16 protein-coding genes and 1 pseudogene are annotated in these 14,950 nt (G+C 73.9%); 10 read left to right on the top strand and 7 right to left on the bottom strand.

Annotated features, from left to right (window positions below; translation table 11 throughout):
* Positions 1-101 precede the first annotated feature (101 nt).
* Both AMIR_RS19485 and AMIR_RS19480 read right to left on the bottom strand, forming a co-directional pair.
* The gene (locus tag AMIR_RS19485) at positions 102-1,019 is read right to left on the bottom strand and encodes an ABC transporter substrate-binding protein (protein WP_245554522.1); all 918 of its coding nucleotides are present in this window, start codon (positions 1,017-1,019) and stop codon (positions 102-104) included.
* Positions 1,020-1,146: 127 nt separating this feature from the next.
* Complete coding sequence (locus tag AMIR_RS19480; protein ID WP_240439046.1) at positions 1,147-2,100, bottom strand: FecCD family ABC transporter permease; 954 nt, start codon at positions 2,098-2,100, stop codon at positions 1,147-1,149.
* Between the two features lie 177 nt (positions 2,101-2,277).
* On the opposite strand from AMIR_RS19480, the pseudogene AMIR_RS19475 reads away from it, so the two are divergent.
* From AMIR_RS19475 to AMIR_RS42015, 3 genes and pseudogenes are all read left to right on the top strand, one after another.
* Positions 2,278-2,727, top strand: a pseudogene (locus tag AMIR_RS19475) (aminoglycoside phosphotransferase family protein); the annotation flags it as partial.
* A gap of 722 nt (positions 2,728-3,449) precedes the next feature.
* A complete protein-coding gene (locus AMIR_RS42020; protein WP_049796893.1) occupies positions 3,450-3,785 on the top strand; it encodes an MBL fold metallo-hydrolase in 336 nt (111 codons plus the stop codon).
* An 18-nt stretch (positions 3,786-3,803) separates the two neighbouring features.
* Complete coding sequence (locus AMIR_RS42015; RefSeq protein WP_245554521.1) at positions 3,804-4,130, top strand: MBL fold metallo-hydrolase; 327 nt, start codon at positions 3,804-3,806, stop codon at positions 4,128-4,130.
* 508 nt (positions 4,131-4,638) lie between these two features.
* Here AMIR_RS42015 and AMIR_RS19465 read toward each other — a convergent pair.
* The gene (locus AMIR_RS19465; RefSeq protein ID WP_015802668.1) at positions 4,639-5,529 is read right to left on the bottom strand and encodes an endo-beta-N-acetylglucosaminidase H; all 891 of its coding nucleotides are present in this window, start codon (positions 5,527-5,529) and stop codon (positions 4,639-4,641) included.
* Between the two features lie 422 nt (positions 5,530-5,951).
* Between AMIR_RS19465 and AMIR_RS19460 the strand changes: the two genes are divergently transcribed.
* From AMIR_RS19460 to AMIR_RS19435, 6 genes are all read left to right on the top strand, one after another.
* The gene (locus tag AMIR_RS19460; protein WP_015802667.1) at positions 5,952-6,218 is read left to right on the top strand and encodes a WD40 repeat domain-containing protein; all 267 of its coding nucleotides are present in this window, start codon (positions 5,952-5,954) and stop codon (positions 6,216-6,218) included.
* A 20-nt stretch (positions 6,219-6,238) separates the two neighbouring features.
* A complete protein-coding gene (locus AMIR_RS19455) occupies positions 6,239-6,667 on the top strand; it encodes a hypothetical protein (protein ID WP_143760799.1) in 429 nt (142 codons plus the stop codon).
* Positions 6,668-6,744: 77 nt separating this feature from the next.
* Positions 6,745-7,599, top strand: coding sequence for an MmyB family transcriptional regulator (locus AMIR_RS19450; RefSeq protein WP_015802665.1), 855 nt, complete (start codon positions 6,745-6,747; stop codon positions 7,597-7,599).
* Positions 7,600-7,759: 160 nt separating this feature from the next.
* Positions 7,760-8,704 (top strand): NADP-dependent oxidoreductase, encoded by a 945-nt coding sequence (locus AMIR_RS19445; RefSeq protein WP_015802664.1) that lies wholly within the window; start codon positions 7,760-7,762, stop codon positions 8,702-8,704.
* Positions 8,705-8,749: 45 nt separating this feature from the next.
* Positions 8,750-9,250: a cupin domain-containing protein gene (locus AMIR_RS19440; protein ID WP_015802663.1), complete on the top strand. Its 501-nt coding sequence runs from the start codon at positions 8,750-8,752 to the stop codon at positions 9,248-9,250.
* Positions 9,251-9,497: 247 nt separating this feature from the next.
* A complete protein-coding gene (locus AMIR_RS19435) occupies positions 9,498-9,791 on the top strand; it encodes a hypothetical protein (RefSeq protein WP_041836873.1) in 294 nt (97 codons plus the stop codon).
* A 52-nt stretch (positions 9,792-9,843) separates the two neighbouring features.
* On the opposite strand, the gene AMIR_RS19430 is transcribed toward AMIR_RS19435, so the two are convergent.
* On the bottom strand, positions 9,844-10,719 hold the full coding sequence (locus AMIR_RS19430; RefSeq protein WP_015802661.1) for a LysR family transcriptional regulator: 876 nt from the start codon (positions 10,717-10,719) through the stop codon (positions 9,844-9,846).
* A gap of 96 nt (positions 10,720-10,815) precedes the next feature.
* On the opposite strand from AMIR_RS19430, the gene AMIR_RS19425 reads away from it, so the two are divergent.
* Positions 10,816-11,679: an NmrA family NAD(P)-binding protein gene (locus AMIR_RS19425; protein ID WP_015802660.1), complete on the top strand. Its 864-nt coding sequence runs from the start codon at positions 10,816-10,818 to the stop codon at positions 11,677-11,679.
* Between the two features lie 43 nt (positions 11,680-11,722).
* Here the strand turns inward: AMIR_RS19425 and AMIR_RS19420 are convergent, their stop codons facing one another.
* The 3 genes from AMIR_RS19420 to AMIR_RS19410 all read right to left on the bottom strand — a co-directional run bounded on the left by AMIR_RS19420 (position 11,723) and on the right by AMIR_RS19410 (position 14,950).
* Complete coding sequence (locus AMIR_RS19420) at positions 11,723-12,163, bottom strand: hypothetical protein (RefSeq protein WP_015802659.1); 441 nt, start codon at positions 12,161-12,163, stop codon at positions 11,723-11,725.
* A 145-nt stretch (positions 12,164-12,308) separates the two neighbouring features.
* Positions 12,309-13,502 (bottom strand): glycosyltransferase, encoded by a 1,194-nt coding sequence (locus AMIR_RS19415; RefSeq protein ID WP_015802658.1) that lies wholly within the window; start codon positions 13,500-13,502, stop codon positions 12,309-12,311.
* Positions 13,499-14,950, bottom strand: coding sequence for a serine hydrolase domain-containing protein (locus tag AMIR_RS19410; protein ID WP_015802657.1), 1,452 nt, complete (start codon positions 14,948-14,950; stop codon positions 13,499-13,501). The genes AMIR_RS19415 and AMIR_RS19410 overlap by 4 nt, the downstream gene beginning before the upstream one ends.

The following is a 14,950-nucleotide window of genomic DNA, read 5'->3' as shown; positions in this document are numbered from 1 at the left end:
ACCGCCGGGCCGGGCCACGCTGCTCCCGGTCCGGCGTCAGCTCTGCCCGGCGTCAACCCGGCCTGGTTTCAGCTCGGCCCGGTTTCAGCCCGGCCCCGGCGTCAGCCCGGCACGTCCAGCCGCGCCTCGATCCCGCTGCGCGGCACCAGGTTCCCCGCCTCCAGCGCGCCCCGCAGGTGCTCGGCGGCGTCCACGTTCAACGGGCTGCTCGTCCACATCGCGAACGGCAGGTTCAGGAACCGCCCCTCCACGACGGCGGGCAGGTCCCTGGTGGCCGGGTTGGTCCGCAGCACCGCCACCTTGTCCTCGAAGCTCTGCCTGCCGTAGTCGACGAACGCGATGAAGTCCGGCCGCGCCGCGACGACCCGCTCCCACGACACCGAAGTCCAGGACTCCTCCAGGTCCCCCAACGCGTTCCGCGCCCCCGCCGCCTCGATGATCGCCTGAGGCGCGCCGTAAGCCCCGCTGGAGTAGACGTCCGAAGTCCCCCGGTCGAACAGGAACACCGAGGGCCGCTCCGCAGCCGCGGGAGCGGCTGCCAACGCGCCCAACCGCTCCTCGATCCCGCGCACCACCTCCTCGGCCCGCCCCTCCCGCCCGGTGATCCGCCCCAACCCGCGCAGGTCGGTCCGCAACGCCTCCCAGGGCTCCACCGTGCCGCGCTCTGCCCCCGTCCCCTTCCGACACCCCTCGGTGGACTGGTAGGCGGCGATCGACCGCTCCGCCAACCGCTCCGGCGACACGGCGTCCCCGTCGCCGAACCACGACACCACCACGTCGGCCCGCCGCGCGACCACGTTCTCCAACGAAGGCTGCCCCTCGGTCGCGACCACGAGCCCGTCCACCACCTCGGCCCCGTAAGCCGCGGCGAGCACGTCCCGATCGTCACCGACGCTGCTCACCGCGGCCACCCGGTCCGCCGCGCCGAGGGCGAGCACGGTGGCGATCCGGTTGCCCTGGTTGACGAACAACCGCTGGGCCGGACTCGGGTAGGAGACCTCCTCACCGCAGTTGACCACGCCGACGCGCCCCTCAGCGCTCCCGCCCCGCCCACCACACCCGGAAAGCGCTGAACAAACGACCGCCCCGGAAAACACGACACGAAGCCAAAAAGTCGTCACCCTCGTCCCTTCTCGTCAACGGAGATCACCCGGAGAACCCATAACGCTTGCGCCCCAGCAGAACCAGGAACACCGGCGCGCCCACCAGCCCGGTGACCACGCTCAACGGCATCTCCTGCGGACGCACCAGCACACGGGCCGCCACGTCCACCCACACCAGCAGCACCGCCCCGCCAAGCGCCGCGACCGGCAGCACCGCCAAGTGCCGCGCCCCCACCGCCAACCGCGCCAGGTGCGGAACGACCAACCCCACGAACCCGATACCACCCGACACCGCGACGAGCACCCCGACCAACACCGAGGTCACCACGAACAACCCGATCCGCACCCCACGAACCGGAACCCCCAACGTGGCAGCAAGCTCCTCACCACCGGCCAACGCGTCCAACCACCCGTGCACCGCCACCAGCGCCAGCGCCGACGCCACCACCACCCCCACCACCGGCCAGGCCCCAGCCCACGTGGCCCCGGACAAGCTGCCCAACAACCAGTGCAGCACCGCCTGGGCGGCCTCCGGCTCCCCGCCGACGAACACCACAAAGCTCGACACCGAGGACAAAGCCGCCGACAGCACCACCCCGGTCAGCACCAACCGCAACGGCGCAAGCCCACCCTGCACCGCCGAAACCCCGAGCACCAGCAGCGCCGCCACCCCAGCCCCGACCAGCGCCCCCACCGACAACGCCCAAACCCCGAGCCCGCCAAGCGCACCCGTGACGATCACCAACGTCGCCCCGACCGAAGCCCCCGACGACACCCCCAACAAGTGCGGGTCGGCCAACGGGTTCCGCACCAGCGTCTGCAGCACAGCCCCCGCCAACGCCAATCCCGCCCCCACCGCGGCCCCGGTCACCACGCGCGGCGCCCGCAGGTCCCACACGATCACGTCGTACACCGGATCACCCCCGGCCCCGACCACGCTCGCCCAAACCCCGCCAACCCGCAGCGGTTCCGCCCCTAGAGCGAGGGAGACAACCACACTGACCGCCAACACCCCGGCAAGCCCCACCACCAACGGCGCCGCAGCCACCCGCCGAGGAGCCCTCGTGGACCTGCGCGTCCCCAACCACCTGATCACCACCCACCTCCAAGCCGATGACACCGCCCGCTCCTGGCCGTCCGACCTGCCCGCCCTGGTGGACGACCTCCTGACCCGCACGACCCGAAAACCACCACGATGCTGTTGGAGCGCTTGGACTGCACCCGCACACTCGCAACCGTCAAAGACGACGGCAAGGCCATACGCACAATCGCCGCCCTGCTGGACCAACTGACCTCCACACCCGCCTCCGACACCATCCCAACCCTGCACGACATCGCAACCAAAATGGTCGCCCAAACCCCAACCGCCGCAGGAAACCGCCTGCTGCACCGGAACCTGCACTTCGACAACGTGCTGGCAGGCGAACGGCATCCCTGGCCGGCAATCGATCCCGTCCCCCTGGCCGGCGACCCAGGTTTCGACCTGTGGCCCGCACTGGACGGCAACTGGAACGCCCGCGCAGCCGCGTGGACCCTGGGCCGAGTCCTCCAGAACTGCCTGTGGGACGTAGAAGACGGCAGAACCACCCTCGCCCCACCCCAACTCACCGTGGCCCACGCCGTGACGCAAGGCGGGCCGACCCCACCCCCACCCGCCCCGACGCTCGTGCAGCGCGATGGCGAAGAACGTACGCTGAGTGACCTGCGCCGCGTGAGCGAAAGCGACGAACCGTGAGCCCCGCACCCCCTCCCGGTGCCCCGGCGGTCCGCCAGGTCCACTACCGGGCGGGCACCGCGACCAGCGGCGTCGAGGTCCTCATCGCGGCCGTCGAAGGCGCCATGGTCCTCTTCACGACAGAGCGCCTGGACGACGACCTGGCCCGCCGCTCCCACGCCGCACCCCGCCGCGTGCACTGGGAAGGCGTCAACCACCCCGACCGCGAACTGACCCACGCCCTGGAGGACCTCCAAAGGGCGACCACCCGCCCCAACCTCCCCGCCGACCTCCGCATCCCCCTGCAGGACCACGGCCTGGCGCCGCCTGATCATCGAACTGCTCGCCGCCGACGACATCGTCAGCACCCCAGCCCGCCCCGCCACCGACGAGGCGCACCAGTGGTTCGTCGACGAGCTCGAACGGCGCTTCCGGGAACTCCGCAAGGTCAGCGACTACGCCTCCCGCCTGGGCTTCCCCGACCTGGCCGGCTTCACCAAGTACTTCACCGGTCACACGGGCACGTCCCCGACCGCGTTCCGCGCAGCGCTCCCGTAGCGCTGTCCCAAAACGGCAAGCGCCAGTCCGAGGAACGCATTCCGCGACCGCCGCCGCCAGCCCGCCATTTCCCCATGCCAGCGCTCAAGTACACCCTGCTCGACCTCGACTTCCCGGCAGGCCACAAGAACAAGACCGCCGTCCTGGTCGAGGGCGACACCGAGATCATGGTCCTGGCCGACGCCTTCCCCACCACCCGGATCCTCGCCACCCCGCTCGTGATCGACCACATCAAGGCCACCTGCGGGGGCAAGCTCGTCGCCTGGGCCGCATCCGGCGCGAACCTGCCGACCCGCCTCCCCGAGGTCACCCCGCTGCGCGGCGACCTGGAGTTCGCGGGCCACACCCTCCACCTCAAGGGCGGCGCGCACCCGATCCCGGACCGCCACTGGTTCTTCGAACCCGAGTAGCGCGTGGTCCTCGGGGGCGTGCTCCTGTTCCAGGACCAGCACGTCTGGGTGGCGGACAGCCCCGAGCCCGCGCAGCACCAGGCGTGGATCGCCGCGCTCGACGACGTGGCCGCCCACACCCCGTCGATCACCTACCCCGGTCACCGCATCCCCGGCGGCGCCCTCGACCGGTCCGCGATCGCCTGGACCCGCGACTACCTGGTCGCGTTCGACAAGATCGTCACCAACTCCGCGACCGCAGAGGAGGCCACCGCCCGCCTCACCGCCGAGTACCCGGAAGCGGGCCTGCTGGTCGCCGCCCAGCTGAGCCCGAAGGTCGTGAAGGGCGAACTGGAGTGGCACTGACCCCCACACCCCCCGTGAAGGCCACCTACGTCTTCGACGCGTACTGCGGCTGGTGCTGGGGCCTGACCGACGCCCTCCACGGGTTCGCCGAACAGCCGGGCGTCGAGGTCGAAGTCCTCGCGTTCCCGCACTACCTCCACGGCCTGAGCCTGTCCGCCCCCGACACCTACCGCCGCATCGCCGAAGCCGAGAACCTCAACCCCACCACCGTCCTGACCGCACTGCACAACCCCGCAACCACCCGAACCGCAGCCGCGGAGCGCTCCCGAACCCGGTCCCTCGGCGTCACCAGCTACCCGACGCTGCTCGTGGAAGCCCCCGCAGGCCTGGCGAAGTTCGGCAGCCCGGTCAGCACCGCACACCAACTCGCAACCGCTGTCGCACAAGCCACCACCTCCACCAGCGGCTCATCGGGGTCGTGGGAGGTCAAGGAGAGCAGCGCACGGGCGGCGATCCTCAGCCGGCGCGGGGGCCGCCCGCCCCCACCGGGCAGCCCCTCGCCACCCCGCTACCCGGTGTACCGGGCCTCCGAGCCGTACAACTCCCTCGTGAACGCCGAGATGTACGCGTGCGAGTCCCCGCCACCGAGGTTGTACGTCAGGTACACCCCATACCCCTCGCTCACCGTCCGCCGCGCGAAGTTCGCCGCCGTCGTGGTCGACGTGGCCCCGATCTGCACCGCCGCAGGCGAAAGCGCCGCCTTCGGCAACGCCATCCGCGGCACGCTCCACGTCCCGTAGTACGGGTTCCACGCGTAGTCGAACTTCGACGTCACGTCCACCCCGCCGTGCGACAGCCGCGAAGCCGCAGGCCCGATGTTGTACAACGTGATCAGCTTGTCCGCGGGCATCGCCGCCCGCAGCGCCGTCACCAGGTGCACGAACGAACTGGCGTTCGGCTGCCCCGTCCCGTTCCGCCCGTACTCCGCGTACTCGTCGTCGAAGTCGATCCCGTCCAACCCGTACCTCTCCACGGCGTCGGCCAACTGCCGCGCGAACGCCCCGGCCGCCTGCTCGCTCGGGAAGTTCGCGAACCCGGCGCCCTGGTGGTTCCCCAGGACCGACAGCGTCACCTTGATCCCCTTGGCCTGCAGGGGCCGGACCTCGGTGGCCACGTTGTCCAGCACCCGCTGCACGTTCGGGTTGAAGTGCAGGTAGGCCGACTTCGTCGCGGTGTCGTAGTTGATGTTCGCCGCGAAGATCACCCCGATGTCGAAGACGTTCCCGCCCCCGACCAGCTCGTACTTGCCGACGTTCGCCATGCTGTGGTTGTTCACCTCGACGTACGCCACGGAGACCGGCCCGGTCTTCGCGAACTCGCCCGCCGAGGCCGCGGTCCCACCGCTCAACACCAGGACCGCCGCCACGACCGCGCCGATCCGCCTGGCTCCGAACACCATCGATCAACTCCCATCACCTGGGGTTGGCAGGGCTGTCCACCCCAGCGAACCAGCGCCGAACTCCCGCCGTCCACGGCAGGCGGCACGTCTGTCCGGTGAGTTGTCCGCACCCGAATTCGTCGTGCCCCCGTGGTAGACCGATCCCCATGCGCAGCACCCCAGCACCGGCCCCGTTCGTGATCGCCACCCCGCGCCGGGGCCCGATCACCGCGCTGGCCGCGATTCCCGCGGCGGACGGTGGCGAGGTGCTGGTCACCGCGTCCAGCGACGGCGGTGCGCGCCGCTGGAACCCGGACACCTTGGAACCCGGACACCCTGGAGGCGGTGGACGCCCCGCTCGACGCCGAGGGCTGGCCGTGGTCCTTGGTCGTCGCTGAGCGGTCCGTGCTGTTCGGCGGCTTCCAGGACGGTCGCCTGGTGCGATGGGACATCCGCACCGGGCAACGGTTGGCGGGGGAGGCCTGCACCGGCTCTGGGTGCGCTCGCTGGCGGTGGTCGGCCCGGTGGTGTTCAGCGGTTCCGACGACGGCGCCCTGCGCCGCTGGGACGCCGAGACCGGCCTCCCGCTCGGCGAACCGATCTCAGCCGCCCCGGTCCGCGGGATGACCGCCCGAGGCGCCGCGGACGGCCTGGTGATCGCCACCGGTTCACCCGACGCGCTCATCGCGGTGTGGCGGCCGACCGCATGACCATCGACCCTGGAGAAGCCGTGAAGACCTTGCTGCACGACCTCGCCGAGAAGTTCGGCCGCACCCCTGCGCCGACGTGGTTCGACCACACCGTCGACCTGGTGGTGATCCCGTTCGCCGAACCGGCCCGGATCGCCGAGGCGGACTGGGACGTGGAGGGCTACGGCGACGTCCACCACATCGAGGACCACGCCGTGCTGCGGGAAGAAGAAGCGTCCCTGACCGCGGGTCGCGCCACCGACCTCCCCGCCCTGGTCGCCAGGGCCCGCGAGGGCATCCGCGCGCGGGGACCGCACCTGCGCAGGCACAACTGGGCGGAGCTGATCCTGGACGCGGAAACGGGAGCGAACGCCTTCGTCCTCCCGGTGGCGGGCGACAACGTCACCGGCCACGAGATCCTGGACGAGGACGACACCCTCCTCTGCCTGGTCCTGACCACGACCGGCTGACCGGAGCCGATCTCGATCTCGATCCCGAGCACCACGCCCCACCGCCGCTCCCCACCCCCTCAGGCAGACTGCAGGGCGTGAAGCACCACGAGTTCGGCGACGCCGTGCGCCAGTTGCGGGAGAGCACGGCTCCCTCCACCGTCGGGTTGCCGGTCGGCCGCAGGCGGGTCCGCGGACTGCGGCGGGAGGAGCTCGGTGAGCTCGCCGGGATGTCCGCCGACTACGTGCGCCGCTTGGAGCAGGGGCGCAGCCACCCGTCGGCCGGGGTCGTGAACGCCATCGCCCGCGCGTTGCGGGTCGGCCGGGCGGATTACGAGCGGCTCTGCGGGTTGGCCGGGTACGCCGCCGTGGACGGTCAGGTGCCCGCCGAGATCGGGCCCGGCGCGGCCAGGTTGTTGGAGCGGTTCACGGACACGCCGATGTTCGTCTCGGACGCGGCCATGAACATCATCGCCGTGAACAGCGCGTTCCTCGCCCTGGGGCACTGGGAGCTCACCGGCGACCCCTGGGACTGGAACGTCGCCTGGCGCACGTTCTGCGACCCGTTCCACGGCTTCCGCCAGTCCGCCGCCGACGCCACCGACCACGAGACCGTCCTGGTGGCACGCCTGCGCGCCGCCCTGCTGCGCTACCCGGCCGACGCCCAGCTCGCCGCCCTGATCGACGAGACGCGCAGCCGCAGCGGCCTGTTCGACACCCTCTGGCGCGAACCGCGACCGGTGACCGCCTACGAGAGCAGCGCCGCGTTCGTCCACCCCGACGGCGGCGCCGTCACGCTCGTCGGCAACCTGCTCGCCATCCCCGGCGACGACCTGGCCGCCCTGATGCTCACCGCCGCGCCCGGCTCGGCCGACGCGGCGCGGCTCGCGGAGCTCGTCGACAGCGCGGGGGAGCCGACGATCACGAAGGTGGGCCGGCGCGGCCCAGGATAACCGCGGCGGACACTGCGAGAGTAGGTCTCGTCTTCAGGAACCGCTGATCCGGCGGCCACCACGGGGTGGCCGCCGGTGAGGCGGGAACGGAGGCCTTCGCGAGCTGGGCGCCGGTCGAGCCCGCGGAGCCGTTGACGGCACTCACGAAGCAGGTCCCACGATGAAGGCAGTGCGCTTCCACCAGTTCGGCGGCCCCGAGGTCCTGGTCCACGAGGACGTCGAGCAGCCCACCCCCGGCCCCGGACAGGTCAGGATCCGCGTCGCCGCGACCTCCTTCAACGGCGTCGACGGCAACATCCGCGCCGGGGTCATGCAGGGCCCCATCCCGGTCGAGCTGCCCCACACCCCCGGCATCGATGTCGCGGGCACGGTCGACGCGCTCGGCGACGGCGTCACCGACGTCGCGGTCGGCGACGCGGTCATCGGCTTCCTCCCGATGACCGGCCCCGGCGCCGCCGCCGAGTACGCGATCGCCCCGGCCGACGCCCTGACCGGCGCGCCCAAGGGCATCCCGCTGGCCGACGCGGCGGCGCTCCCGCTGGTGGGCCTGACCGCCTGGCAGGCGCTGTTCGACCACGGCGGCCTGATCGCGGGCCAGCGGGTGCTGATCAACGGCGCGGGCGGCGCGGTCGGCGGGTACGCCGTGCAGCTGGCCAAGGAGCTGCGCGCCCACGTGATCGCCACGGCCGGCCCCGGCAGCGCCGCGCGGGTCGAGGCGGCGGGCGCCGACGAGGTGGTCGACCACACCGCCGTCGACGTGCCCTCGGCGGTGACCGAGCCCGTCGACCTCGTGCTCAACCTCGCGCCGGTCACCCCGGAGCAGCTGGCCGCGCTGGTCCCGCTGATCCGCGACGGCGGCGTCCTGGTGAACACCACCGTGTGGATGCCCGCCCCGTCCGACGAGGCCAGGAACGTGCGCGGCGTCAACCTGTTCGTCCGCAGCGACGCCGACCAGCTCGCCGACCTCGCGGCCCGCGTCAGCACCGGCGAGCTGCACGTCGAGGTGGCCCAGCGGGTGGCGCTGGCCGACCTGCCCGCGCTCCACGCCGAGGCGGGCGCGGGACGGCTGCCGGGCAAGACCGTCGTCCTCGCGCCCACCGCCTGACCCGCCACCACCGCAGAACTTCCCACCGCACGAGGAGAAACCGCTGTGATCCCCGAAGACGACCCGTCCCGCTCGCTGACCGTCGCGAACCCCGACGCCCCCGGCACGACCCACGTGTCGCTGGTGGGCAACACCTACGCGATGCTGATCTCCGGCGAGCAGACGAACGGCCGGTACTGCCTGATCGAGATGCGCGTCCCCGACGGCGGCGGCCCGCCCCCGCACCGCCACGACTTCGAGGAGATGTTCACCGTCCTGGAGGGCGAGATCGAGTTCACCTTCCGCGGCGAGAAGCACGTCGTGCCCGCCGGGACCACCATCAACATCCCGGCCAACGCCCCGCACAACTTCCGCAACACCTCCGGCGCCCCCGCCCGGATGCTGTGCATGTGCACGCCCGCCGGTCAGGACGAGTACTTCCTGCGGATCGGCGACGTCATCGAGGGCAGGGACGCCCCGGCGCCGCAGCTCACCCCGGAGGAGCAGGCCGAACGCCGCAAGCGCGCCGCCGACCTCGCGTCGCGGTACCGGTCCGTGTTCCTCTGACGCGGGACACGGGATGACCTCCGATGGCGGGCGCTCCCGCTGTCGGAGGGGGTGCGGCGATGACGCCGTGGGTCGGGGACGACCGAGCACCCGGTGGGCGCCCAGGTGGGCTGGGTGCACCGGGAGGACCGGAGCCTGGTGGCCGGAGTCACGGGCGGGGGCGAACTGCGGCTGTGGGACCTGGCACGCGAGTCGCGGGAGCGGACGACGTGGGCGTTCCACGTCGACCCCGTCCCCGCGCTGGAAGGTGGTCGCGTCCTGCTGGCGGTCGAGGGCAGGGGGTTCCAGGACCGCGCACCCGCCACCGGGCAGGACCGACCACCTGGCCGCGGTCCCGCTGCCCGGTGGTCGCACCGTGCTGGCCGCGGGCGGCGGCCACCTGGTGCGGTTGTGGGACCTGGCGGACGAGGTCATCTCACTCGCGCTGGACGACCAGGCGTCCGCCCTGGTGGCCGTACCCGCCTCACCGGCCACCGGCGGCGTGCCCCTGCTGGCGGTCGCCTCCGAGATCGGCTTCGCCGTGCTGGAGGTGCACGGCTGACCGTTGCGGCACCGCCGGTCCCGCCGCCCGAACGCGTGCCGCGTCGAGCACGTCAAGCAGCCCCAGATCCACTCGTCGCAGCGGTGACGTCGTGCGCGGCTACCGCTGCGCGCACCAGCGCCGCCACCGCCCGCGACCGGGACTCCCCAGGCCACACCACCGCCAGCTCGACCGGTGGCGCGTCCGGGACCCGCAGGTAGGCGACGCCCGGACGCGGGTAGCGGACCGCCACCGAGTCCGGCACCAGCGTCACGAACTCGCCCAGCTCCACGAGCTTCAGCAGTTGCGGCAGGTCGCGGACCCCGTGCCGCGCCACGAGCGCCTCGCGGTGCCGCCCGAACTCGTCGTCGGTGCGGAACGGCAGGTCCAGCTCGGTGAGCGTCGCCGAGTCCCGGCCCGCCAGCGGGTGCGCGACCGGCACCGCGGCCACCGGGCGCTCCGCGGCGACCACCTCCCAGTCCAGGCCGGTCTCGTCGAACGGCCGGTGCGCCAGCGCCACGTCGGCCTCGCCCCGGCGCAGCAGCCCGGCCTGCTCGTTCCAGCCGCACAGCCGCACCGACACCGGCGTCGCGTCCTGCTGCGCCGCGAACCGGTCGAGGATCGCCGTCAGCAGGCCCGCGTCGCTGTCCGCCTTCACCGCGAGCACCAGCTTCGGCTCGTCCTCGCCCGCCCTGCGGGTCCGCGCGACGGCCGCGTCGAGCGCCTCCAGCGCCCGCCGCGCCTGCTCCAGCAGCACCCGCCCGGCGGGGGTGAGGGCGACCCGGTGGGTGTCCCGCTCGAACAGCACCACGCCGAGGTCCGCCTCCAGCTTGCGGATCGCGCGGGACAGCGGCGGCGCGGAGATCGCCAGCCGCTCGGCGGCGCGGGCGAAGTTCAGCTCCTGCGCGACGGCGACGAAGTACCGCAGCGGACGCGACTCGACCGGCATGTCCCGGAGGGTAACACCCGTGTCCGGAACGGTCCTTCACCTGCGCCTTCCCCCTCGCCAAGCTGGTGCCCTGAACCGAGGGAAGGACCACCGCAGATGATCGTCGTCACCGGGGCCACCGGCAAGCTCGGCCGCGAGACCGCGCTGAGGCTTCTGGACCGCGTCGCGCCCGAGCAGCTCGGGGTGTGCGTCCGCGACCCCGCCAAGGCGCGGGACCTCGCCGCGCGCGGCGTCCGGGTCCGCGCGGGCGACTTCGCCGACCCGGCCGGTCTCGCGCACGCCTTCGAGGGCGCGACGCGGGTGCTCGTCGTGTCGGTCGACCGGACCGGCGAGCAGGCCGTGCGCCTGCACGCCAACGCCGTGCGCGCCGCCGTCGACGCGGGCGTGGAACGCGTCGTCTACACCAGCCACGCGGGCGCCCGCCCCGACTCGCCGTTCGCGCCGATGCCCGACCACACCGCCACCGAGGACGTGCTGCGGTCGTCCGGGGTGGGGTTCACCGCGCTGCGCAACGGCTTCTACGCCTCGACGGTGCTCCAGCTGCTCGCCGGGGCGCTGCGCACCGGGGAGCTGGCCGTGCCGGAGGACGGCCCCGTGGCGTGGACGGCGCACGCCGACCTCGCGGAGGCGGCGGCGCTGGCGCTGACCGGCGACGCCCCGACCGGGCGCACCGCCCCGCTAACGGCGGGGGAGGCGCTGGACGCCGGGGGGATCGCCGAACTGGCGTCGTCGGTGACCGGCAGGGCGATCAGGCGGGTGGTGGTGTCGGACGAGCGGTACCACGCCGACCTGGTCGGGCACGGCGTGCCGGAGGCGGGGGCGACGATGCTCGTCGGCCTGTTCGCGGCGGCGCGACGCGGCGACTTCGCCACCGCGGACCCGACCCTCACGACGCTGCTCGGCCGCCCGCCGACGCGGCTCGGCGCGGTGCTGGCGGAGGGGATCCGGCGGACGCCCTGATCCGGCGGGTGGCGGGCGCGCGCCGTCACCAGGGCGTGCCGGGTCAGCGGCGTCCGGTGGACAGGACGACGAGGAACTGGCCGCCACCGGCTTCGACGGTCGCGGTCACCGGCAGGTCGGGGGTCAAGCGGGAGAAGCGGTCCTCCAGCCAGTCCGCCGCGTCCTGGGCGTCCTGGCGGGTGGGGCAGCGGGCGACCATCTCGCGTCCGCCCTTGCGCTCCAGCCGTCCGGCGACGGTGATCAGCGGCGCGGGTTCGGCCACGTGCAGGCGCTCGGGCCAGGCGATGACGACCTTGACCGCGCCCTTGCGGGTGTTGCAGCCCCGGTGGGCCAGCCGCTCGGCGATCTTGGCCTTGCGGTCGGCGGTCCTGCTGTCGACGCTGGGTCCCCTGGGGTCGTTCACGGACATGTCGGGGTCGACGGGCTCGTCGCACACCCAGCAGCGCCAGCCGTCGCGTTCGGCCACGTCGTCGAGGAGACTCACCGGGGCACCCTAGCCCGTCCCCGCCGCGCCCCGCTGAACGCGTCGGGCCACCGCGACCGTCGTGGCCGTCCCGGTCCCCGCACCACGTCGAGACCCGTCGCCACCCACGATGAAGGCGTTCAGCGGACCTCCACCCCACCGCGCCTCAGAGCAGCAGGCGTGCCGCCCTCCTCGCCCCGTCGGTGCGGATCCCGGCTCCCAGCGCCCTGGCCCGGTCGCGGGTTTCGGGGGCGAGCGCCGTTTCCAGCGCCGCCGCCAGGGTCTGCGCCGTCGCCGTTCGGCCGTCCAGGGCCACGCCGATCCCGCAGGCCGCCACCTGACCGGCCCAGTACGGGTTGTCGGCCACCTGGATCGGGACGACCACCTGCGGCACGCCTGCCCTGGCGGCCGTGTGCGTGGTTCCCGCGCCGCCGTGGTGGATCACCGCCGCCAGTTCGCCGAACAGGCGCTGGTGGTTGACGTCGCCGACGGCGAAGCAGTCGTCCTGGCCGTCGACCACGTCCAGGTCCGCCCAGCCACGGGAAACCAGGACGCGGTGACCCCGGGCGCGGCCTGCCTCGACCGCGGAGCGGGCGACTCCGGGCACCGGGCCGATGCTGCCGAAACCCACGTAGACCGGTGGCGCGCCCGCGGCCAGGAACTCCACCAGGTCGGCGGGCAGCGGGCGTTCGTCCACCGCGGTCCACGCGCCGGTCTGGACCACTTCCAGGTCGTGGCCCGGCGGCCAGGGGCCCAGGAGCGGGTCTGCGGCCAGCCACGGTCGATCCGAGTGGACGTGGTCGCGCACCGCGGCCACCGGGGGCAGGCCGAGCGCGGCGCGGTGGCGGTTGAGCGGCTCGCGGAACTGCGCGTCGACCAGGTCGGCGTCGAGCCTCCACCGCGTCGTGTTGTCACCCTCCGGCTCCGGCCAGCCGGGGCGCGGGGGCGGCGCGTGGTGCGGTGACGGCAGGTTGACCGCCGCGTAGGTCGCGTACGCGTACCGGATGCCCGCGGCCTCGGCCACGGAGCGGGCGGCGACCTGCGCCAGGCCCGCCACGACCAGCGCGTCGCACCCGGCGACCGCCGAGGGGAGGACGGAGAACTGCGCGTCGACCAGCTCGGCGCGGTACCGGGACAGCTCCGCCGCCGACGGCGGGGTCGTGCCGCTCATCAGCGCCCGGATCGGCGGGCCCACCGGCACGGCGTCGATCCCGAGACCGGCCAGCCGCCGCGCGAACTCCGCGTCCGGCGGGGCGCACACCCGCACCTCGGCGTCGAGCGCGCGGAGCTCCACCGCGAGGGCCAGCAGCGGTTCGACGTCGCCGCGCGTCCCGTACGTCGAGAGCAGCACCCGCGTCACCGGGCCGTCCCCGCGTAGAAGCCGACCGGCATCGTGACGTCCGCGCTCGACGCCCCGCACTCCAGCATCCACAGGGCCGCGGCCGGGCCGAGTTCGCGGCCCAGCGCGCCGAGCGCGGCCGGGTCCGGCGCCACCGCCCGCGCCTGCGCCACGCCCCGCCCGAACGCCGCCGGGTCCCAGCCGGACGCGTCCCCGCCGCCGAGGGAGCGCGCGCCGCCGGTCAGCTCCGCGACCGGCAGGGCCTCGGGCACGCCGAGCAGGCCGTGGGTGCGTTCCCCCACCAGCACGCCCATCCAGCGCGAGCTCTCCGGGGTGGGCCGGGGACCGGTCCACCGGGGGCCGCCGTCCCGGTCCGGGAGCTTCGCGGGCGCACCGGAGCGCGCCCAGCGGCCCGCCCAGTCCACGGCCAGGCCGGGGGCGCTGCGGGTGGCGGGGTTGTGGAACCTGGCCATGTCCCACCGGTTGCCCACCGCGACCGCGGCCAGGTCCCGGTGCGGCCAGACCCGCGCCTCCCACCAGAACCCCCACGGGAACGCCGCCGTGTGCCCCCACCACCAGTCCTCGCCCAGGTCCGGGTCGGCGAGCTCGAACGTCAGGCCGGAGAACGAGCGGACGCCGTGCGGGCTCGGGCGCTCGACGCGCGGGGTCGTCATCGCCGCGAGCGAGTCCGGCCCGACCAGGCCGCGGTCGCCGCGGGCGGTGCGCAGCAAGGACTGGAGCAGCCGCGCGAAGTCCGCCGCGCTGGTGTTCATCCCGGCCCCCGGATAGGCCGCCGTCCGCAGCGGCGGGCTCGGCACGCACCAGTCGCCGAACGCCGTGTAGCCGGTGGCCCCGACGGCGCCGTTGACGTTCGTGCCCGTCATCCCGGCCGCCGCGAACACCTCCCGGTCGACGCGGGCCTCGTACGGCTCGCCCGCCAGGTGCTCGACGACGCCGCCGAGCACGCCGATCCCGAAGCTGGAGTAGGAGTACGGCCCCGGTTGCGCCACCAGCGGCAGCGCTCCGCCGTACTCGACGGCGCGGCCGGCCCCGTGCCGCCGCCGGACGTAGTCGAGGATCGGCTCCACCGGCGCGGAAGGCGCCAGGGCGGTGACGATGTCGCTGCGGTAGCCGCCCCGGTGGGCGGCCAGCGCGGCGGTGGTGACCGGCGCCGCGCCGGGACCGCGCAGCCCGGCGGGGAGCACGTCGTCGACCGGCGTGTCCCACCCGACCGCGCCCGCCTCGACCAGTCGCGCGAAGGCCAGGCCGGTGACCGGTTTGGTGAGCGAGCCCGCGGGCGCGACGGTCTCGGCGGTCATCGGCGTGCTCGCGGCCAGGTCGGCGAACCCGGTCGCGGCCGTGCGGAGCTCCTCGCTCGTCGCCACCGCCACCGCGACACCGGGGGTGCCGGTCACGGCGGCCAACCGGGGCAGGACCGCGTCGAGCGCCGCCATCACGTCGTCGAGCAC

Origin of the sequence: Actinosynnema mirum DSM 43827 (assembly GCF_000023245.1) — a bacterium.
Lineage (GTDB): Bacteria > Actinomycetota > Actinomycetes > Mycobacteriales > Pseudonocardiaceae > Actinosynnema > Actinosynnema mirum.
Note: the sequence above shows the minus strand (reverse complement) of the source record. Positions and strands in the feature narration are given on the sequence as shown.

Bases quoted from the DNA above. Each gene is read 5' to 3' on its own strand.
- AMIR_RS19425 (WP_015802660.1), top strand. From the start codon at position 10,816: ATGATCGTCGTCACCGGGGCCACCGGCAAGCTCGGCCGCGAGACCGCG.
- AMIR_RS42020 (WP_049796893.1), top strand. From the start codon at position 3,450: ATGCCAGCGCTCAAGTACACCCTGCTCGACCTCGACTTCCCGGCAGGC.
- AMIR_RS19430 (WP_015802661.1), bottom strand. From the start codon at position 10,719: ATGCCGGTCGAGTCGCGTCCGCTGCGGTACTTCGTCGCCGTCGCGCAG.
- AMIR_RS19465 (WP_015802668.1), bottom strand. From the start codon at position 5,529: ATGGTGTTCGGAGCCAGGCGGATCGGCGCGGTCGTGGCGGCGGTCCTG.
- AMIR_RS19445 (WP_015802664.1), top strand. From the start codon at position 7,760: ATGAAGGCAGTGCGCTTCCACCAGTTCGGCGGCCCCGAGGTCCTGGTC.
- AMIR_RS19460 (WP_015802667.1), top strand. From the start codon at position 5,952: ATGGGACATCCGCACCGGGCAACGGTTGGCGGGGGAGGCCTGCACCGG.